The 18870-nt window shown below is 64.2% G+C and carries 18 protein-coding genes; 13 read left to right on the top strand and 5 right to left on the bottom strand.

Annotation, left to right across the window (positions count from 1 at the left end; translation table 11 throughout):
• Positions 1–54: 54 nt before the first annotated feature.
• Positions 55–1227 (top strand): lysozyme, encoded by a 1173-nt coding sequence (locus B8784_RS12030; protein ID WP_084398201.1) that lies wholly within the window; start codon positions 55–57, stop codon positions 1225–1227.
• On the opposite strand, the gene B8784_RS12025 is transcribed toward B8784_RS12030, so the two are convergent.
• Positions 1224–3179 carry an ATP-binding protein gene (locus tag B8784_RS12025; protein ID WP_084398200.1) on the bottom strand — a complete coding sequence of 652 codons (1956 nt, stop codon included), beginning with the start codon at positions 3177–3179 and terminating at the stop codon, positions 1224–1226. The genes B8784_RS12030 and B8784_RS12025 overlap by 4 nt on opposite strands.
• Positions 3180–3492: 313 nt before the next feature.
• Here B8784_RS12025 and egtB point away from each other — a divergent pair, with 313 nt between their 5' ends.
• The 4 genes from egtB to B8784_RS12005 all read left to right on the top strand — a co-directional run bounded on the left by egtB (position 3493) and on the right by B8784_RS12005 (position 7050).
• A complete protein-coding gene (egtB, locus tag B8784_RS12020; protein WP_143435454.1) occupies positions 3493–4767 on the top strand; it encodes an ergothioneine biosynthesis protein EgtB in 1275 nt (424 codons plus the stop codon).
• Positions 4767–5705 (top strand): L-histidine N(alpha)-methyltransferase, encoded by a 939-nt coding sequence (gene egtD / locus B8784_RS12015; RefSeq protein WP_084398199.1) that lies wholly within the window; start codon positions 4767–4769, stop codon positions 5703–5705. Before egtB ends, egtD begins: the two co-directional genes overlap by 1 nt.
• Positions 5706–5746: 41 nt before the next feature.
• On the top strand, positions 5747–6115 hold the full coding sequence (locus tag B8784_RS12010) for an MmcQ/YjbR family DNA-binding protein (protein ID WP_084398198.1): 369 nt from the start codon (positions 5747–5749) through the stop codon (positions 6113–6115).
• Between the two features lie 101 nt (positions 6116–6216).
• A complete protein-coding gene (locus tag B8784_RS12005; RefSeq protein ID WP_084398197.1) occupies positions 6217–7050 on the top strand; it encodes an aldo/keto reductase in 834 nt (277 codons plus the stop codon).
• A 13-nt stretch (positions 7051–7063) separates the two neighbouring features.
• Here the strand turns inward: B8784_RS12005 and B8784_RS12000 are convergent, their stop codons facing one another.
• Positions 7064–8878: a patatin-like phospholipase family protein gene (locus B8784_RS12000; RefSeq protein WP_084398216.1), complete on the bottom strand. Its 1815-nt coding sequence runs from the start codon at positions 8876–8878 to the stop codon at positions 7064–7066.
• Positions 8879–9124: 246 nt separating this feature from the next.
• Between B8784_RS12000 and B8784_RS11995 the strand changes: the two genes are divergently transcribed.
• From B8784_RS11995 to B8784_RS11980, 4 genes are all read left to right on the top strand, one after another.
• Positions 9125–9709 (top strand): NAD(P)H-dependent oxidoreductase, encoded by a 585-nt coding sequence (locus B8784_RS11995; RefSeq protein ID WP_084398196.1) that lies wholly within the window; start codon positions 9125–9127, stop codon positions 9707–9709.
• Between the two features lie 127 nt (positions 9710–9836).
• The gene (locus B8784_RS11990; protein ID WP_084398195.1) at positions 9837–10154 is read left to right on the top strand and encodes an EF-hand domain-containing protein; all 318 of its coding nucleotides are present in this window, start codon (positions 9837–9839) and stop codon (positions 10152–10154) included.
• Between the two features lie 147 nt (positions 10155–10301).
• Positions 10302–11330, top strand: coding sequence for an acyltransferase family protein (locus tag B8784_RS11985; RefSeq protein ID WP_233356104.1), 1029 nt, complete (start codon positions 10302–10304; stop codon positions 11328–11330).
• A gap of 33 nt (positions 11331–11363) precedes the next feature.
• The gene (locus B8784_RS11980; protein ID WP_084398194.1) at positions 11364–12158 is read left to right on the top strand and encodes an enoyl-CoA hydratase-related protein; all 795 of its coding nucleotides are present in this window, start codon (positions 11364–11366) and stop codon (positions 12156–12158) included.
• Here B8784_RS11980 and B8784_RS11975 read toward each other — a convergent pair whose 3' ends face one another.
• Entirely contained in the window at positions 12159–12503 is a 345-nt protein-coding gene (locus B8784_RS11975) for a hypothetical protein (RefSeq protein WP_084398193.1), read from the bottom strand.
• Between the two features lie 123 nt (positions 12504–12626).
• On the opposite strand from B8784_RS11975, the gene B8784_RS11970 reads away from it, so the two are divergent.
• The 3 genes from B8784_RS11970 to B8784_RS11960 all read left to right on the top strand — a co-directional run bounded on the left by B8784_RS11970 (position 12627) and on the right by B8784_RS11960 (position 14743).
• Entirely contained in the window at positions 12627–13493 is an 867-nt protein-coding gene (locus B8784_RS11970; protein WP_084398192.1) for a DUF817 domain-containing protein, read from the top strand.
• Positions 13494–13608: 115 nt separating this feature from the next.
• Positions 13609–14316, top strand: coding sequence for a hypothetical protein (locus B8784_RS11965; RefSeq protein WP_143435453.1), 708 nt, complete (start codon positions 13609–13611; stop codon positions 14314–14316).
• Positions 14317–14326: 10 nt separating this feature from the next.
• Complete coding sequence (locus B8784_RS11960) at positions 14327–14743, top strand: DUF1489 family protein (protein ID WP_084398190.1); 417 nt, start codon at positions 14327–14329, stop codon at positions 14741–14743.
• A 9-nt stretch (positions 14744–14752) separates the two neighbouring features.
• On the opposite strand, the gene B8784_RS11955 is transcribed toward B8784_RS11960, so the two are convergent.
• Positions 14753–15379: a TetR/AcrR family transcriptional regulator gene (locus B8784_RS11955; protein ID WP_084398189.1), complete on the bottom strand. Its 627-nt coding sequence runs from the start codon at positions 15377–15379 to the stop codon at positions 14753–14755.
• Positions 15380–15619: 240 nt separating this feature from the next.
• Between B8784_RS11955 and B8784_RS11950 the strand changes: the two genes are divergently transcribed.
• On the top strand, positions 15620–16465 hold the full coding sequence (locus B8784_RS11950; RefSeq protein ID WP_084398188.1) for a sterol desaturase family protein: 846 nt from the start codon (positions 15620–15622) through the stop codon (positions 16463–16465).
• An 80-nt stretch (positions 16466–16545) separates the two neighbouring features.
• Here B8784_RS11950 and clpA read toward each other — a convergent pair whose 3' ends face one another.
• On the bottom strand, positions 16546–18867 hold the full coding sequence (clpA, locus tag B8784_RS11945) for an ATP-dependent Clp protease ATP-binding subunit ClpA (RefSeq protein WP_084398187.1): 2322 nt from the start codon (positions 18865–18867) through the stop codon (positions 16546–16548).
• Positions 18868–18870: the final 3 nt, after the last annotated feature.

Here is an 18870-nt window from a genome sequence, read left to right as displayed (position 1 = left end):
GCAACGCGACGCCATCAAGAGGTGCCGATTGTATCGGTATGGAGCAGTTTGTTTATGGCGTCAGAACTTCGCACGTCCGAGGCCGGGCTGAAGCTGATCATGGCATATGAGGGCTTCCGCGCTCATTCCTGCCGCCTGCCGGATGGCCGGTGGGTGATCGGCTATGGCCACCTCAAGGCCGCGCGCGAAGGGCTGCGGGTGAGCCAGGCTGAAGCGACCGCCATCCTGCGCGAATTTGACCTGCCGCCCATCGAACAGGCCATCCGCGACCTTGTCCTGGTGCCGCTCAACCAGAATGAATTCGACGCGCTTGTTTCCTTCGTCTTCAACATCGGCACCGACCAGTTCGCGGCCTCCAATGTGCTCACCGATCTCAATGCCGGCGACCGGATGATGGCCGCCTCCTCGATGGAGCGCTGGCGCAAGGCGAAGGTCGGCCCGCGGGACATGGTGGTCGATCCGCTGGTCCGCCGCCGCGCCGATGAGAAAGCGCTTTTCCTGAAGACGACCGGAGCGGTGCCGCTGGCCGCCTCCAGCCGCTTCCGTCCGATCCAGGACCTTTACGATGTCCGCGAAAGCGGGCGCAATTTCACGATTGTCGAGACGACCGATATGGATGCTGCCGAAGAGCTTGAGGACGAGGTCACCGAAACCGCGCCGGAAGCCGCCGCCCGCAATGTCCGCGAGCGGCTGACCCGTATTCTGGGCGAGCAGGCGCCCGCTGGCATGGCCGCAGAGGCCGCGGCTGCTGGCGAGGGCGCCGGGCACGACGCCTCCGTCGAGGAAATCCGCGCGGCGATCTCCGCGCTGGTCGCCGAAGAGGAAGACGAGACCGGCGAGGGAGAGCCGTTCGATCTCGAAGCCAGCAATGACAATCCCTATGAGGTCGAGACCGGCCCGCTGAAAATGGCGCCGGGAGAAGCCGCAGAGCATCGCGGCCTCTATATCGACGATGTCAGCCCGGTCGACATCCCGCCGGCCGATCCGAGCCTGCAGCGCGATGACAGCCGGGAAGGGCCGCTCGAGACCGGCCTGTTCGGCCTTGTCGCCCTGATCGGCGCGCTGTTGGCCGTCTATGGCGGCGCGAAAGTGTTTGGCTGGCTCGGGACGGCGGGGACGCAAACGGGCCTTGCCGCCTATCTCTCGCCGTTTCTGCTGCTCTGCGGCGGGCTGATCTTCGTGATCATGGCCTATTACTTCGTCCGCGCCGTGGGCGCGCGGGACTAACCTGCCGCCTGCATCGTGCCGGCGTCGGCGCCCGCATTCAGGGTCTGGCCCATCGCCGTGAGAAGGGCGCGTTCGTCGATCGGCTTGGAGACATAGCCGTCAAAGCCCATGGAGAGATACTTCTCCCGGTCGCCCGCCATGGAGTCGGCGGTCAGCGCGATGACCGGAACACGCCGGTTCATGCCCTCGGACTGGCGCAGGCGCCGGAAGGCTTCGGCGCCGTCGAGGCCCGGCATGTGGATGTCCATCAGAACGATGTCGAACGTCGCTTCCTCAAGCGCGGCAAGCGCCTCGTTGCCATCCTCGGCGACACTCACGGTGACCCCGTAAGGCTCCAGGAAGGTGCGCGCGACGCGCAGATTGATGCCATTGTCGTCGACCACCAGCGCCCGGGAGCCTGAGAGTCCTCTGCGCGGCATGCGCCGGGGCAGGGCGACGGGTCTGGCCGAGGAGGCCGTGGTGCACATCTCCGTGGCCGGCGCGGTAAAGGTGAGGGTGAAGACCGAACCGCGGCCTTCCTCGCTGACGGCAGAGACATCCCCGCCCATCATTCGCGCCAGCTGGCGGGTGATCGACAGGCCGAGGCCCGTGCCGCCGAATTTCCGGGTGGTCGAGCCGTCGGCCTGCGAGAAGGACTCGAAGATGCCGTCGATCTTGTCCTGCGCGATGCCGCAGCCCGTGTCGGCGACATGGATTGTGACGAGATGCTCGCCTGCGCCCTGATCCTGCGAGGTGACGACCACCTGAACCTCACCGCGCGCGGTGAACTTGATGGCGTTCGAGATCAGGTTGCCGACGCACTGGCGCACACGCACCGCATCGAAGACGAGGGCGGCGGGCACGTCCGGGGCGACGAAGAGCTCAAGCTCGATGCCTTTCTCTTTGGCTGCGGTCTCGTGCATCCTGTACAGGCCGTTCAGCTTGTGGCGCAGGTCGCCGGGCACCGGGCTCACCTGCATCTTGCCGGCCTCGATCTTGGAGAGGTCCAGAATATCGTTCAGCAGCACCATGAGCGAGCGCCCGGACTCCAGGATGATGGAGACCTGTTCGGCCTGTGAGGGGGTGAGGTCGTCATGGACGAGCGTCTGCGCCATGCCGAGCACGCCGTTCAGCGGGGTGCGGATCTCGTGGCTCATATTGGCGAGGAATTCCGACTTCATCCGGGTCGCCTGTTCGGCGCTCTGCAACGCCTCGCTCAGCTCATGCGCCTTGCGGCGCTCCTCGCGCACATCCTGGATGTGCATGATGTAGACCGGGTCGCTCTCGCCCGGCAGATAGGCATTGTTTAGCGCGATGGACACGCGGATGCGCTCGCCCGACAGCGACACGATTTCCGCGTCGGAGACGTGGCGGATCATGTCGTTGCTATCGAGCTTGCGCTGCAGGGCTTCGCTGCGCATCGCCTGGCCGGGCCCCATTAGCGTATCGACATGCTGGCCCATCATCTCGTCGAGCGTATGGCCGGTCAGCTCGGACAGGGCGTCGTTCATATAGAGCAGGCTGCCCGTGTGGTCGGCAATCGCGATGCCGTGTAGGGCATGGTCGCAGGCCAGCCGCAACAGCTCGGCCCGGCCAATCGCCTCATCGCGCTCCTGCACGATGTCGGTAACTTCGTGGGAGCAGGAGAGCACGCCGCGCTCGGTCGGCAGCAGCATGGTCTTCATGATCTTGCTCAGCTTCTTCGCGGCGCGGCCCTGCCGGGTATAGAAGGTGGCGGGTTCCCCGGTCTCCATGCATTTGAGCACGGCCTTGGCCATATCGGATTCGCGATAGGAGGGGTCGAACTTGAAAACGTGCGTGCCGACGACGCTGCCGCCCTCGGGCAGGATCAGCTCGTTCATCATGGTATTGGCGTCGATCCACTCAAGGTCGACGATATTGCCCGCCTCGTCGTGGATTGGCGCGGTTTCGGCCACGATTATCGGAAGCCGGTCAAATGTGCTGGCGTCCATCCAGTCTGTCCCTACTCTGTAGCAAGCGCTACAGGATATGCAGGAACATGCTTAACACGGTATTGAAAAATCAAGGTATCGTGACGTAACCATAGAATTTTTTTATCTTGCGGCGCAAAGCCCCGCCACACGGGGCTGGCCGGCCTGGCATGACGTGCCTTTCATTGGATTTCCCCGGTCAATCTGCGAAGCTGGCCCACAGGTTCCGCGCGGGCCGGGCTTGTCAGCCGGGCGTCGTAAAACATCTCTAGGGTGGAACGGACAGGACAGACCTGCGCTTTCTCCAAGGCAGGTTACCGAAAAGGAGCGCTCCATGCCGCAGCAGGCCCTCTCGACCCGTGCCGGGGCCCAGTCGGGACCCTTGGCCGAGGCCTTTGACGAGGTGCGTGCCGCCTCGATGGCACTGGCCGAGGGGCTGTCGGATGCCGATGCCACGGTCCAGTCCATGGAGGATGCGAGCCCCGCGAAATGGCATCTGGCGCATGTCACCTGGTTCTTCGAACGCTTCGTCCTGAAGCCGCACCTCAAGGGCTATGACGGCTTCAGCGACGATTTCGACTATCTCTTCAATTCCTATTACGACGCCGTCGGCGACCGCCATCCGCGTCCGCGCCGGGGCATGCTGACCCGGCCGCGCCTGAACGAGGTGATGGCCTACCGCACGCATGTCGATGCCGGCATGCGCACGCTGCTGGATGGAGACATCAGCGACGACCTCGCCGCGCTCATCACGCTCGGCCTGCACCATGAGGAGCAGCATCAGGAGCTGTTCCTGACCGACATCCTGCACCTCTTCGCGCAGAACCCGCTGAAGCCCGCTTTCCGCCCGTCAGAGCCGCGCCTGATGCAGCAGCCGGCGAGCCCGCTCGCCTGGCAGCGTTTCGAGGGTGGCCTCATCGAGACCGGCCATGAAGACGACGGCCGTTTCGCCTTCGACTGCGAAGGCCCGCGCCACAAGGTCTGGCTGGAGCCGTTCGCGCTTGCCAACCGGGCCGTCACCAATGGCGAATGGATCGCCTTCATCGAGGAGGGCGGCTATGAGCGCCCCGATCACTGGCTCTCGGATGGCTGGGCGACCTGTCAGGCCGAAGGCTGGAAGGCGCCGCTCTACTGGCGCAAGGAGAAGGGCGAGTGGTGGACGATGACCCTGCGCGGCTGGCAGCCCGTCGATCCGGAGGCCCCCGTCTGCCATGTCAGCCATTACGAGGCCGATGCCTATGCGAGCTGGGCCGGCGCGCGCCTGCCTGCTGAAGCCGAATGGGAGCTTGCCGCACGCGGCCATCCGCTCGCGGGCAACGATGCCGGCACCGGGCGCCTCAGCCCGGCCCCGCAGACAGGTGGGGGGCTGGCCGGCCTCTTCGGCGATGTCTGGGAATGGACGCGCAGCGCCTATTCGCCCTATCCGGGCTTCAGGGCCGCCGAAGGCGCGGTCGGCGAATATAATGGCAAGTTCATGAGCGGGCAGATGGTGCTGCGCGGCGGCTCCTGCGCGACGCCGCCCGGCCATATTCGCGGGACCTATCGCAACTTCTTCCATCCGGGCAAACGCTGGCAGTTTTCCGGCCTGCGCCTGGCGAGGGACGTCTGATGGACGGCATGATGAGCGATCCGTTTCGCGAGGATGTGCTGAAAGGCCTGTCCAATCCGCAGAAATCCCTGCCGAGCCGATGGCTCTACGATGCGCGGGGCTCCGAGCTTTTCGACGACATCACCGAGCTGCCGGAATATTACCCGACCCGCACCGAGCTGAAGATCCTGCGCGAGCGCGCGCCCGAAATGGCAGAGGCCATCGGGCCGGAGGCCGTGATCGTGGAATATGGCGCCGGCTCGCTGCTCAAGGTGCGCATCCTGCTCGATGCGCTGGAGAATCCGGCCGCCTTTGTGCCGGTCGACATTTCCGCGAGCCATCTGGAAGCCGCTGCCGATGAGCTGAAGGCCGACTATCCGGGGCTCGCCATCAAGCCGATCGCGTCGGATTTCATGGCCTCCAATCTCGGCGAGGGCCTGCCGGAGGCGAAGGGCCGCCGGGCCGGTTTCTTCCCCGGCTCGACGGTGGGCAACCTCTCCGACGCGGAGATTCTGCGCTTCCTGTCCAATGCGCGCGCCGACCTTGGCGACGGGGCCTGTTTCATCGTCGGGCTCGACCAGCCGAAATCCCCGGACGTCCTCGTTCCGGCCTATGACGACGCCCAGGGCGTGACTGCCGCCTTCAACAAGAACCTGCTCACCCGCATCAACCGCGAGCTGGGCGGCGATTTCGACGTGGACAGCTTCGAACATGAGGCCCGCTGGAACGCGGACGAGAGCCGCATCGAGATGCACCTGAAGAGCCTCAAACCGCAGTCCGTCACGATTGCCGGCGAGCGGTTCGACTTCGAGGCCGGCGAGACCATCCATACCGAGAATTCGCGCAAGATCGCGCTCGACCTTTTCGCCCAGATGGCCGAAAAAGCCGGCTGGCGCCTGACCCGGCGCTGGATGGACGAAGATGAGCTGTTTGCCGTGCTGATGCTCGAGGCGGTCTAGCCGCCGGCAGACCGATCCGGCCTCAAGGGGGAGGGGCCCAAATGACACTCGGGGAATACAACGCCTTCTGCGAAAGCCTCGCCCACACCACCCATGTCGTCCAGTGGGGCGGCAGTCATGTCTGGAAGGTCGGCGGCAAGGTCTTCGCGATTGGCGGGGACAATGGCCCGGAGGGCTTCCGGGTGAGCTTCAAGGTCTCGCCGCTCGCCTTCGATATCCTGAAGGAGCAGCCCGGCTGCCAGGGCGCGCCGCATCTTGCTTCGCGCGGCATGAAATGGATCCAGCGCTTCTCCGATGAGGCCGTCGATGACGCAGCCCTGAAGGACTATCTCAGCGAGAGCTACCGGCTCGTCTCGTTGGGTCTGACGAAAAAGCTTCAGAAGGAGCTGGGCCTCAACCAGCCGGATTGAGCGCGGGCGGGCCTGCGGTGAACCGCCATGTGTCTGGAACCGGCCGGCCCGGGCTCCCGTTGCATTTTCAGGATGAATCTCGAGGACAAAGAGGCCCGCGCATGACCCTGACAACAAAGCATTTTGGCGTCGACATTCCGAAGATCGGTTTCGGCACGTGGAAACTTCAGGACGAAACCGCGCAGATGTGCGTCGCCAAGGCCATCGGGGCTGGCTATCGCATGATCGACACCGCCCAGGCCTATGAGAACGAAACCCATGTGGGGCGCGGCATCGCCGATTCCCCGACACCGCGCGAAGAGCTGTGGGTTACGACCAAGATCTGGATGTCGGAGTTCAAGGATGGCGATTTGCAGGCGTCGCTGAAGCAAAGCCTGGAACGGCTCAAGCTCGATCAGGTCGACCTTACCCTGCTGCACTGGCCCAACCGGGACGTGCCGCTGGAAGAGACGATAAAGGCGCTGAACGACGCCTGCGACCGGGGCATGACGAAGCATATCGGCGTGTCGAACTTTACCGTCGCCCAGATGGGCGAGGCCGTGAAGCATTCCAAGGCGCCGATCCTGACCAACCAGGTCGAGTACCACCCCTTCATCGACCAGACGCCGGTACTCGAAGCCGCCCATGCGATGGGCATTTCGGTCACGGCCTATTCCCCGCTGGCGCAAGGCCAGGTCTTCGACAGCCCCGTGCTGAAGGAGATCGGCGAGAAATACGGCAAGTCGCCGGCCCAGGTGACGATGCGCTGGTTCGTGCAGCAGCCGGGCGTCATCGCCATTCCGCGCTCATCATCGCCGGACCATCTGGCCGCGAACAATGACGTTCACGATTTCGAACTGACCGCCGAGGAGATGGGTCGCATCCATGCGCTGAAGGCCAATCACCAGCGCCTCATCAATCCGAGCTGGGCGCCTGATTGGGACAAGGCCGCGTAAAGCCGACGGCTGCTCAGACCTCTTCCATGGTCACGCTCGGAATCTCGTTGACCGGGCCATAGCAGAACTCGTGAAGCGCGCCGCGCGCGATAGCCGTCTTGGCCGCCTCGTAGCCGGCCTGGACAGCCTCTTCATAGGCTTCCCAGTCCCGCAGCTCGATGTCGCGCATTTCCGGCAGGATCAGCACGTCGGCCAGTTCGCGCCCGGCATTCGGGTTCACGCTGACCGTGGCTGAGCGCATCAGCAGTCCGGCAATCGGCGGCGCCGAGGAGAAGCCATGCTTCCATACCCAGCGGAAGAAGCCCGGCGGGTCTTCGAAGTCGCTGGCATGAAGCCCCTCCGGAGAGCGCGCCACATCCGAGCCGACGATGACGCCGCGATGCAGCTCGCGCATGACGTCAGTGGGGAAGTTGTTGAGCACGGCGCCATCCACCAGGATTTCCCCCTCATGCACGACCGGCGGCAGGATGCCCGGCAGCGAGATGGTGGCGCGCAGCGCATCGCGCAGCACGCCGGAGCGATGGACCCGGTAGGTCCCGTCGCTCAGATTGGTCGACACCGCAAAGAAAGGGATGTCCAGCTCGCCGATTTCGGTCTCGCCGAAATGTTCGTGCAGACGGGACTTCACCCGCTTGCCGCGCACCAGGCCGACGACCGGCAAATTATAATCGCCCAGCGGATTGCTATCGACGAAGGCCTTGCGGATGCGCATGTCGATTTCATCATCGTCCCAGCCCATTGCCACGCAGGCCGCCACGACCGCGCCCATAGACGCGCCACCGGCAAAGTCGATCGGGATGCCGGCTTCGCGGAAGGCGCGCACGAGACCGATATGGGCATAGGCGCGCGCCCCGCCGCCTGAGAGCACCAGGCCGACAGAACGTCCCGCCATCACGCGGGCGAGCCGGTCGCAGGAGGGGCCGTCCATGCCTTCCCAGTGGAAGAGCCGGGCCGCGCCGGCGGCTTCGCGCCAGTCGACCGGGCGCGAAGCCTTTCGTTCCGAGCTGTGATGCAGCAGCACCACGTCGATCAGCTGCAGCTGGCGGGCCGGGGAATCGTCTTCCGGCATCAGGGGGCGCGAGGGCCGGGCATCGGCGCGCCCCACCACCCAGATCCGGTCGGCCTGGCGGGTCGACAGCCGGAACCAGGAGGAGTCGCCGACCGAGGCCACCAGCATGACGACATCATTATTGGCTTCCAGATCGTCGAAATAGCCCGTCGGCTGGTCGGTGCCTTCCACCTCGTCGATGATGCGGGACTTCAGGCCGAGCGTGTCGAGCGAGGCCTTCAGCGCGCGGGCGCGCAGCTTCAGGTCGATGGTGGGGGAGGTCGCGATCAGGGCGAAAACTTTCGGCGCATTGCGGCGGCTGGGTTTGCGCCCTTCGCGCAGGCGCGTCAGCATCAGCCGGATCATCGCGGTCAGGATTTCCGGCTCGGCCTTTACCAGCCGGTCGAAGCCCTTGCGTGAAATCTCCAGGATCTCGGCATCGCGCAGCGCATAGACCGAACTCGTATGCGGGGCATTGTCGGGTATGCCGTCGCCATTCGCATCGATGGCGCCTTCAAACAGCGCCATCTCGCCGACCGGCTCGCCGGCCCGGATATGGCCGATGAAGTCGCTGCGCCCGTCGGGCATGGTGCGGAAGGCGCCGAGCGAGCCCGACAGGACGAAATAGATCGAATTGGACATCTCGCCGGCCCGAAACAGCTCCCACCCGGCGGGCAGGGAAAACCAGCGCGCTTCCCGCCCGGCAGCCTTCAGCGCGCGCTTGGGCACGTCTTCCAGGAAGGGGATGGTTTTCAGGGCCGGGGCGATGTCGAGACTCATGGCCCTGAATGTGTTCATCCCGAAGGCATCTGAAAAGGGTTTTTTGCCCTTATCCTTGCTTGATGCGGGGAGTGTTTTGAACATCGTCATGCTTCGGGATGACACCACGTCATTGCGACAATCGTTTTGCAAGAACCGGTCCAGACGGGGGCCAGACAGCGGCAAACGCGGGGCTAGGGAGTTTCCCGGATGGCGCTGGGGAAGGGCGCGCTGATAAGGCTGGCCACGTGCCGAGCGGAGGTGGTCATGGCCCGGATCTGTATAATCAACGCCCATCCCGACCCGACGCCGGGCCGGTTCTGCCATGCCTTGGCGGACGCCTATGAAGAGGGCGCGCATGAGGGCTGGCACACGATCGAACGCATCAATATTGCCGAGCTCGATGTCGCGCCGCTCTCATCGGTGGCCGATTTCGCGACCCCGCCGCCGGAGCCGGTCTTCAGCGAACGCGAGAAGCTCGCCGGGGCCGACCATGTCTGTCTCATCTTCCCGCTCTGGCTCGGCGCGATGCCGGCAAAGGCGCGCGCCTTCTTCGAACAGATGGCGCGGGCGGAGTTCCTGCTGGCGGCCGCCGACAGTTCGAAATCCTGGCCGAAGAAGATGATGAAGGGGAAGTCGGCCCGCATCATCGTCACCATGGGCATGCCAGGCTTTGCCTACAAACTGGTCTTCGATTCCGGCAGCCTGAAAGCGCTGGAACGCGGCATGCTCGGCATCTCCGGGTTCAAGCCGGTGCGCCACACCATTCTGGGTGGGGTCGAAGCCGCCGGCGCCGACAAGCGGAAAGCCTGGTTGCAGAAAATCAATCAGCTCGGCCAGAAGGCTGAATAGAAAGATTTTTCCGGGGCTAAGCCTACCCGCTCCTGACGTCTGTCCAATTCTTAACGCAGCCTTTTGGCGGTTTCGTGCGTCTTTAGGATGCGTCTCAGAAATTGACGCCAAACAAAGGGAGTAACCCATGAAACGCTTCGCAATCATCGCATCCGCCGCCGCAGCTGCCGGCGCCTTCTCGGCCGCTTCTGCCGGCGAAATGGCATCCTTCACCAAGATCGATGCCAATGGTGATGGTGTCGTCAGCGAAACCGAATTCGTCGACTACAAGACGGCGGAAAGTGACATCTCCGAAGCCGAGGCTTCCGAAAAGTTCGCCAAGGTCGATGCGAACTTCGACGGATCCGTCACCGAGGCTGAAATGGAGGCCGCAGTGGAGAAGTGGAAAGACAAGAAAGACGCAGACGTTGAAGTCGACGTCGACACCGATTCGGGCAGCTACTAGAGCGTCCGTCTCACCCCCTCAGAGACTGATTGGGCCTGCCTCCTCAAGAGGCGGGCCCTTTTCATGCGCGCTTGATTTTGTCATCCGGACGCGCTTGCAACGAGGAAGTGGATCAGGGAGGCGATTCTGAGCGGAAACAGGTTCGATTTGCTCCGGCTCGTTTTCGCCATGGGGGTCTTCGTCTATCATGGCCATGTTCTGGCCGGGCCCGCGCCGGACGACGCGCTGCTGGAGGCGCTCATCCGGCTGGCGGCGCTGTCGATCGAAGGCTTCTTCATCGTGTCCGGCGCGCTGGTCTTCGGCTCGCTGGAACGTTCCGGCTCGCTGGCAAGCTATGCCGGCAAGCGCGTGCGGCGGCTCTATCCGGCCTATGCCGCGGTGATCCTGCTGGCGGCGGTGGCGAGCCTCGTGGTGACAGGCGGGGGCGATCTGGCTGGCGTCGCGCGCTATCTCGGCGCCAATCTCGTTTTCCTCAATTTTCTCGAGCCGACCCTGCCGGGGCTCTTCACGGGCAATCCGCATACGGAAGTGAACGGCGCGCTCTGGACGCTGAAGATCGAGGTGATGTTCTACATCGCCTTGCCGGTCATCGGCTGGCTGATGACGAAGTTCGGCACGGCACGCTGGGCGGTGATCGGCCTCATCTATGCCGGCGGTGAGGCGTGGCGCATCGGCCTGCCGCTTCTCCTCGACCATCCGTTCGCGCCGGCCTTTGCCCGCCAGCTGCCCGGTCAGATGGCCTTCTTCGCCAGCGGCATGGCGCTCTGGCTGGTCTGGGACCGGGCGAAGGCGCAGCCGGGGCGTTTCGGCCTTGCCGGGGCCGGGCTTCTGGCGCTCTCCTTCGCGCACCCCGTTCTGGAGCCGCTGCGCGCCGCCGGGCTGGCGGGGCTGATCGCCTTTGCCGCCTTCCAGCCGGGCCCGAAGCTCGATGCCGCCCGCTTCGGTGACATCAGCTATGGCGTCTACATCACCCATTTCCCCGTCCTTCAGGCACTCATCGCGGCCGGGGCCTATACCGCGCTGACAGGGCCGGGCGCCTTCGCCCTGGCCGTGGCGCTCGTGCTGGTGGCGAGCTTCCTGCTCTGGCACCTCGTCGAACGCCCGGCGCTGCGCCGCGACAGCCATTACCGCCGCGTCGAGGCAGCGCATCAATCGCCGTTTCCAAGCCAGCATTGAGGCCCTAGTGTCACGGCCAAACAGGAGACAGCCATGGACGAATACGAAACCATCAATCTCGACGCCACACCGGGCGGCATCGGTGTCATCACGCTCGACCGGGCCGACAAGCACAATGCCTTCAACGCCCAGGTCATCGAGGAGCTGACGGACGCGCTGGAAACCATCGAGGAGCAGGAGACGCTGCGCATGGTCATCCTGCGCGCCAACGGCAAGAGCTTTTCCGCCGGCGCCGATCTCACCTGGATGAAGGCGGCGGCCGACTATACCCGCCACGAGAACGAGCAGGACGCCTACCGCCTCGCCGAAATGCTGCGCAAGCTCGCCAACCTGCCGCAGATGACGGTCGCGCTGGTGCAGGGCGCGGCGATGGGCGGCGGGGCCGGTCTGGTCGCGGCCTGCGATATCGCGGTGGCGATGCAGGATGCGAAGTTCCGCTTTTCCGAGGTCCGCCTCGGCCTGACGCCGGCGACGATCAGCCCCTTCGTGATCTCGGCCATCGGGCCGCGCTGGGCCAAGGCACTGTTTGTCTCCGCCGAAAGCTTCGACGCCGCCTTCGCCGAGAAGATCGGCCTCGTCCAGTATGTCGTGGAAGATCAGGCCGGGCTGACGCAGATGGAAGAATATCTCGCCAGCCTCGCCATGCAGGCTGCGCCCGGCGCCGTCGGCGATGCCAAGCAGCTCGTGCTGGATCTGGCCGGCATGGAGATCAACCAGGCGCTCAGCCATGAGACGGCCAAGCGCATCGCCCATCGCCGCGCCAGCGACGAGGGCAAGGAAGGGCTCGCCGCCTTCCTAGAAAAGCGCAAGCCCGACTGGGCGGAGTGATCAGCCGCCGGTGGGCGGGGCGTCCCCGTTCACCGGCAGGCCGAAATTCTCAAGCACGGTGAGGACCGAATCGACCGGGTCCATGCCGGTCATCTTCTCGATCGGGCCGCGCGCGAAATAGACAATCGCCGCGATCAGCAGGATGAAGATCAGGAACTGGGCGAGCGATTTCAGGATGAAGGCGCCAGCCATGCCGATCACGAAGCCCGCGCCGCCAAAGATCAGCGCCCCGAGGAATGGATTGACCCCGGTGGCCGCGGCCTGCTCGAAGCCGAGCCAGGCGCCGATCCCGCCGGTGATCACACCGGCCAGTACGCTGGTGTTGCGATTGTGCATGTAAGCCATTGAGCGTCCCCTCTCTCTGTGGTCGCCGCGAGCCTAGACCAGCTTGGCGGGACTGCCTAGGACATCGCGAAATGACCTGTTTTGGCGCCATTTTTGGCCGTCTTTTCAGGCCAAGCAGGGCCCATGTCACGATTCAGCGCCCTCCAGGACTGGCTGACGCGCGAGCGCGAGGCGCTTCGTTTGCGCGCGGTGCGCGGGCCGGTCAGCGCCGGCCTGTTCGAATTTGTGAGCTTCGGCATCAAGCAGGGCTGGGCCTGCATCTTCGGCGGCGCGCTGCTCGCCCTGATCCTCGCCACCCATCTCTGGTATCCCGATGGCGCCCCGCTCAGCCGCTATGACTTCCTTGTGCTCGCCGCGATTGCCATCCAGGCGCTCTTGCTGGCAACCGGGCTCGAGACCTGGGAGGAGGCACGCGTCATCCTGGTTTTCCACCTGGTCGGCACAGCGATGGAGGTCTTCAAGACGGGCGCGGGCAGCTGGATCTACCCTGAGGAGAGCCTGCTCAGGCTGGGCGGCGTGCCGCTCTTTTCGGGCTTCATGTATGCCGCCGTCGGCAGCTATCTCGCGCGCGTCTGGCGCATCTTCGACTTCCGCTTCGACCGCTTCCCGCCGCTCTGGCTGCAGGGCGTGCTGGCTGCGGCGATCTATGTGAACTTCTTCAGCCACCACTACACTCTCGACATCCGCAATGCGCTCTTCGTGGCGAGCGTGCTGATCTATGGCCGCACGGTCGTCTGGTTTCGTGCCGACCGCGCGCCCCGGCCCATGCCGCTGGTTATCGGGTTTGCGCTGGTCGCGCTCTTCATCTGGATTGCGGAAAATATCGGCACGCTGGCCGGGGCCTGGGCCTATCCGGGCCAGGAGACAGGCTGGACGCTCGTTTCCCCGGCCAAGTTCGGCGCCTGGTATCTCCTGATGATCATCAGCTTTGTCCTGGTCGCCTTCGTCCACCGCACACCGGGCAGGGCGCGACAGGGAAAGCGCGCCTGATTTTCGCCTTGTTCAGGCGCTGTAAATATCACCGGGGTTAACCATGCTTCAGGCGGCGACAGCGCCGACGCATGTTAACCGGAGGGGAGTCTTGGTTTTCGGGCTGGTCATCAGCATGGCATTCCAGATCTCGGCCCAGAGCGGGCCGGTCGATGAGGCCCTGCGCGCCACCGAAACGCCCGACACGCTGCGCGCCGCCTTCACCGTCACGCTGGAAAGCCCGCGCGCCATGCGCATCTACGATTTCGACCCGCGCCGCGATGCCGGCGAGCGCTGGCAGCTGGTCGACCGGCGTGGCAGTGACGAGGATCTCGATGCCGCCGCCATGGCCTGGGCCCGCGAAGCCGCGCCCGATGGCCGGCTCTTCCCGGACGATCTGCGCGCCAGCATGGGCCGGCGCGTCGAGGTCAGCGATCTCGGCATGGCCTGGCGGGCCGGGTTTCACCACAAGCCGTCGCTGAACGATTCTGATCTCGACGTCTGGTTTGCCGAGCGCGTCGATGCCGAAGCCTGGCTCGACCCGGAAAGCGGCCGCTTCCTGCGGATCGATTACAGCCTGCCGCATCCGGTGAGGGGGCCTGATGGCGGGCGGCTGACCGAATTCCAGCAGAGCTATCTGCTAGAGACCGAGCCGCACTGGGGGCTGTCCTACATCGCCTCCTACACCATGTCGCTCGAAGCCAAGGGCGGGTTCACCACGATCCGGCGCAACTATACCGCCACGGTGACGTCGATCGATTTCTTCTTCGCCAGCCATGAGGCCGAAGCAGATTTTGAAGCCGAGCGGCATCCGGCCACTGGCCGAAATCTCGCAGGGCGTTAAATTCCCCCTTGTGACCTTGCACATGGTAAAACTCTGCGTCGGGGCCGAGGATGTCGGCGACCTTGAAGCCTGGCAGGCCCGCCTGATGAAGACGCTTCCCGCGCCGGTCCACCGCACGCGCATGGTGCCCAAGCAGATCGACAAGCTGCTCGATGGCGGCTCGATCTACTGGGTGATCAAGGGCGTCATCCAGGTCCGCCAGCCCTTTGCCGACATTCGCGTCATCGAGGACAGGGGCGGGCGCAAGGCCTGCGAACTGGTCTTCGAGCCGGAGCTGATTGCGGTCGACCCGACACCGAAACGCCCCTTCCAGGGCTGGCGCTATCTCAAGCCGGAAGCCGCCCCCGCCGACCTGAAACAGGGCAGCGGCGGCGAGGACATCCCGCCCGAGCTTCACGCCAAGCTGAAGGATGCGATGGTCTGGTAGGGGCGGCGGTCAGTTACCGAGGAAGAGCAGGCGGACATAGGTCCGGTATTGCAGGATCTGGTCGGCCAGAACTTTCGGATCGTTGAAGACCTTGGACAGGACAATGCCGCCTTCCACGGTAGAGGAGAGCATGTCGGCCAGCACGTCGATATCCACCTCTGTTCGGGGAGGATAGGTGCGCACGATGTCTTCAAGGAAGCTCAGGAAGAGGCTGCGCCAGCGTATCATGCCGGCGCGGTTCATGGCGCGGATCTCGTTGTTGAACTGCTTGTCGTGATAGGTCACCGTCGCGACCATGCATCCGGGATGGGCCTCATCCATGTCGCCCATCGTCTCCGCAAACATTTTGAGCCCTATGAGAAAGGCATGGAGCGGATCGTCGCTGAGTTCCCGTGCACGCTCGAAAATGCCGCCGAGGATTTGATCGTCCTGCTCGAATGACCGCGAGAGCAGCGCTTGCGCCAAGGCGGTCTTGTCGCGGAAATGGTAGAAGAAGCCGCTTTTCGTCAGTTCTGCTTCGGCGATGATCTCATCAATCGAGGTGTTCGAGAAGCCCTTGGCCAGGACCGCGGACTCCGCGATTTCCAGGATACGCTCACGAGTCGTCTCGCCCTTGGTCTTGCTGGTCGCGCTCATCGGTTGGCTCGTATGTCCGGGATTTACTGGACTGAAGGTACAGTTTTCGCGGAGACATGGGAAGTTGATCCTCGGCGATCACTATAAGCCATTACGGCAAGCGTCAGATAATAAATGAAAATTACTGAAAATCAGGAAACCGTACCACGCGCTTTCTAGTCCAGAAGGCCTCCGACGGCGATCTTCCGGCCATCGGAGGCACGGTGCCTCCCGATCAACTCTAGAACAAGGGAGGCAGCCATGTTTGGCCTGCTCGACTATTTTTTCTTTGGCGTGTTCGCAGGGCTGGCATGTCTCGATCTTCTCGTGCCCGCGCGGCAATTCCCGGCGGTTCGCGGCTGGCGGCTGAAGGGCCTTCTGGCCACAGCCATGTACTGGTTCCTGGCCGGTTATTCGCCCTTCATCTGGGATGCATGGCTCGGCCAGTACCAGCTGATCGACGGCACGGCCTGGCCGGTCTGGGTGGCTGCCCCGGCGGCGCTTCTGCTCTACCAGCTCGGCATATATGCCTGGCACCGGACCATGCATAACAGCAACCTGCTGTGGCGGGTGTTCCACCAGACCCATCACAGTGCCGAACGTGTGGACATCTGGGGGGCGCTCTACTTTCACCCGCTGGATGTGGTCGGCTTTGCTTTCGTCGGGAGCCTGGCCCTGACCCTGATCCTCGGCGTGTCGCCGGAAGCGATCATGTTTGCGGTCCTGGTGAGCACCTTCTGCGGCCTGCTCCAGCATGCGAACCTGAAGACGCCGCACTGGCTGGGCTACATCATCACCCGCCCGGAGAGCCATGCCTTGCACCATGAGCGCGGGGTCCACCGCTACAATTACGGGGACATTCCGATCTGGGACATGGTGTTCGGCACGTTCCGCAACCCGAAGCAGTGGAACGGGCAGGCTGGCCTGGTCGATGGCGGCTCGTCGAAATATCTCGACCTGCTTCTGGCCCGCGACATCACCCGCCGCACGACACGCCGCGGGCAGGCGGGGCCTGATCTCCTGCAGACGGCGAACCTGTTCGTGCTTGGCCTCATTTCGCTCGGCGTGATCGCTTATTCGGAAAGTCTGGTCTTCGCCATCGCCTGAGCAGCGGCCAGACACAGCTCACAAAAAAGCGGCCGGAGGACAACTCCGGCCGCTTTCATGTCTTCTGCAGGCAGACAGGATCAGTCGACCTGTTCCGGCTTGCCCTTCTTCTTGGGCTTGGACTTCTTGCCCTTGTCTTCGATGTACTCGAAGGCGAGCTTTTCCGGATCGTCCTTGTCGACGTCGATCTTGACCGCGCCGCCCTTGGCGAGCTTGCCGAAGAGGAGCTCTTCGGCCATCGGCTTCTTGACGTGCTCCTGAATGGTGCGCGACAGCGGCCGGGCGCCGAACTCCTCGTCGAAACCGCGGCCGGCGAGCCAGTCGCGGGCGGCATCGGAGAGCTCGATGGTGACGTTGCGGTCGGCCAGCTGGACTTCCAGCTGCAGCACGAACTTCTCGACAACCCGCTCGATGATCTCCTGGGTGAGACCGCCAAAGGTGATCGTCGCGTCGAGACGGTTGCGGAACTCCGGCGTGAAGAGACGCTTCAGCGCATCTTCCTGCTCGTCGGTCTTCTTGCCGCGGCCGAAGCCGATGGAGTTCTTGGCCGCGTCGGCCGCACCCGCATTCGTCGTCATGATCAGGATCACGTTCCGGAAGTCGACCTTGCGGCCATTGGCGTCCGTCAGCGAGCCATTGTCCATGACCTGAAGCAGGATGTTGAACAGGTCCATATGCGCCTTCTCGATCTCGTCGAGCAGGAGCACACAGTGCGGATGCTGCATCACGCCATCGGTGAGCAGGCCGCCCTGGTCAAAGCCGACATAGCCCGGAGGCGCGCCGATCAGGCGCGACACGGTATGCCGCTCCATATATTCCGACATGTCGAAGCGCAGCAGCTCGACGCCCATGATGGAGGCGAGCTGGCGGGCCACTTCGGTCTTGCCGACACCGGTCGGGCCGGTGAACAGGTAGGAGCCGATCGGCTTGTTCGGTTCGCGCAGGCCGGCGCGGGCGAGCTTGATGGAGGAGGACAGCGCCTCGATGGCGTCGTCCTGGCCATAGACCACCCGCTTGAGGTCCGGCTCGAGATTCTTGAGCGCGACCGCGTCGTCCTTGGTGACCTGTTTCGGGGGGATGCGGGCGATCTTGGCGATGATCGCCTCGATCTCCTTCGTCCCGATCTGCTTGCGCCGGCGGCTTTCCGGGATCAGCCACTGGGTGGCACCGGCTTCGTCGATCACGTCGATCGCCTTGTCCGGCAGCTTGCGGTCGGTGATGTAGCGCGCCGACAGCTCCACGGCCGTCTTGATCGCTTCATTGGTGTAGCGGATGCCGTGGAATTCCTCGAAGGTCGGCTTCAGGCCGGTGAGGATCTTCACCGCGTCCGGCACGGAGGGTTCGACCACGTCGATCTTGCGGAAGCGCCGCGCCAGTGCCCGGTCCTTCTCGAAGTGCTGCTTGTACTCCTTGAAGGTGGTCGAGCCCATGCAGCGGACCTCGCCGCTTTGCAGGGCGGGCTTGAGCAGGTTGGAGGCGTCCATCGCGCCGCCGGAGGTGGCGCCCGCACCGATCACGGTGTGGATCTCATCGATGAACAGGATGCCTTTTTCCTGCTCGCTGATTTCCTTCATCACGGCCTTGAGGCGCTCCTCGAAGTCACCGCGATAGCGCGTGCCCGCGAGCAGGGCGCCCATGTCGAGGGCCCAGATGACGGCGTCTTCCAGGATTTCCGGCACTTCGCCGTCGACAATCTTCTTGGCGAGGCCCTCGGCGATGGCCGTCTTGCCAACGCCCGGATCGCCGACCAGGACCGGATTGTTCTTCGACCGGCGGCACAGCACCTCGATGCAGCGCTCGATCTCGTAATCGCGCCCGATCAGCGGGTCGATCTTGCCCTGGCGGGCCTTCTCGTTGAGATTCACGCAATAGGCTTCGAGGGCTTCCTTGGCCGGGCCCTGTTTCTGCTGCTGTTCGGTTTCTTCCGCGCCGCGCGGGGTGGAGCTGCGCGACATGCCCGGCGACTTGGCGAGGCCGTGCGAGACGAAGTTCACCGCGTCATAGCGCGTCATGTCCTGCTCCTGCAGGAAGTAGGCGGCATGGCTTTCGCGCTCGGAGAAGATCGAGATCAGCACGTTCGCGCCCGAGACCTCGTCGCGCCCGGAGCTCTCGACATGGAGAATGGCGCGCTGGACCACGCGCTGGAAGGCGGCGGTCGGCTGGACACTGGCGGCGGGATTGTCGGTGATCAGGCTCGACAGTTCCTCGTCGATATACTGGACCAGGGACTGGCGAAGCTGATTGATGTCGACCTTGCAGGCCGTCATCACCTCAACTGCGTCGGTGTCTTCCGTCAGCGCGAGCAGGAGGTGCTCAAGCGTGGAATATTCGTGCGACCGTTCGCCAGCGAGGTTAAGCGCTTTTTCCAGTGCGGATTCGAGGCTGTCGGTGAGTGAAGGCATATG

It is taken from the genome of Henriciella aquimarina (assembly GCF_002088975.1).
Lineage (GTDB): Bacteria > Pseudomonadota > Alphaproteobacteria > Caulobacterales > Hyphomonadaceae > Henriciella > Henriciella aquimarina.
Note: the sequence above shows the minus strand (reverse complement) of the source record. Positions and strands in the feature narration are given on the sequence as shown.

Excerpts from the sequence above, each read along its gene's own strand:
- B8784_RS11965 (WP_143435453.1), top strand. The coding sequence starts at position 13,609 with ATGGCATTCCAGATCTCGGCCCAGAGCGGGCCGGTCGATGAGGCCCTG.
- B8784_RS11970 (WP_084398192.1), top strand. The coding sequence starts at position 12,627 with ATGTCACGATTCAGCGCCCTCCAGGACTGGCTGACGCGCGAGCGCGAG.
- B8784_RS11980 (WP_084398194.1), top strand. The coding sequence starts at position 11,364 with ATGGACGAATACGAAACCATCAATCTCGACGCCACACCGGGCGGCATC.
- B8784_RS11955 (WP_084398189.1), bottom strand. The coding sequence starts at position 15,379 with ATGAGCGCGACCAGCAAGACCAAGGGCGAGACGACTCGTGAGCGTATC.
- B8784_RS12000 (WP_084398216.1), bottom strand. The coding sequence starts at position 8,878 with ATGAGTCTCGACATCGCCCCGGCCCTGAAAACCATCCCCTTCCTGGAA.
- B8784_RS12030 (WP_084398201.1), top strand. The coding sequence starts at position 55 with ATGGCGTCAGAACTTCGCACGTCCGAGGCCGGGCTGAAGCTGATCATG.
- B8784_RS11995 (WP_084398196.1), top strand. The coding sequence starts at position 9,125 with ATGGCCCGGATCTGTATAATCAACGCCCATCCCGACCCGACGCCGGGC.
- B8784_RS11975 (WP_084398193.1), bottom strand. The coding sequence starts at position 12,503 with ATGGCTTACATGCACAATCGCAACACCAGCGTACTGGCCGGTGTGATC.
- B8784_RS12025 (WP_084398200.1), bottom strand. The coding sequence starts at position 3,179 with ATGGACGCCAGCACATTTGACCGGCTTCCGATAATCGTGGCCGAAACC.
- B8784_RS12005 (WP_084398197.1), top strand. The coding sequence starts at position 6,217 with ATGACCCTGACAACAAAGCATTTTGGCGTCGACATTCCGAAGATCGGT.
- egtD (WP_084398199.1), top strand. The coding sequence starts at position 4,767 with ATGGACGGCATGATGAGCGATCCGTTTCGCGAGGATGTGCTGAAAGGC.
- clpA (WP_084398187.1), bottom strand. The coding sequence starts at position 18,867 with ATGCCTTCACTCACCGACAGCCTCGAATCCGCACTGGAAAAAGCGCTT.
- B8784_RS12010 (WP_084398198.1), top strand. The coding sequence starts at position 5,747 with ATGACACTCGGGGAATACAACGCCTTCTGCGAAAGCCTCGCCCACACC.
- B8784_RS11990 (WP_084398195.1), top strand. The coding sequence starts at position 9,837 with ATGAAACGCTTCGCAATCATCGCATCCGCCGCCGCAGCTGCCGGCGCC.
- B8784_RS11950 (WP_084398188.1), top strand. The coding sequence starts at position 15,620 with ATGTTTGGCCTGCTCGACTATTTTTTCTTTGGCGTGTTCGCAGGGCTG.
- egtB (WP_143435454.1), top strand. The coding sequence starts at position 3,493 with ATGCCGCAGCAGGCCCTCTCGACCCGTGCCGGGGCCCAGTCGGGACCC.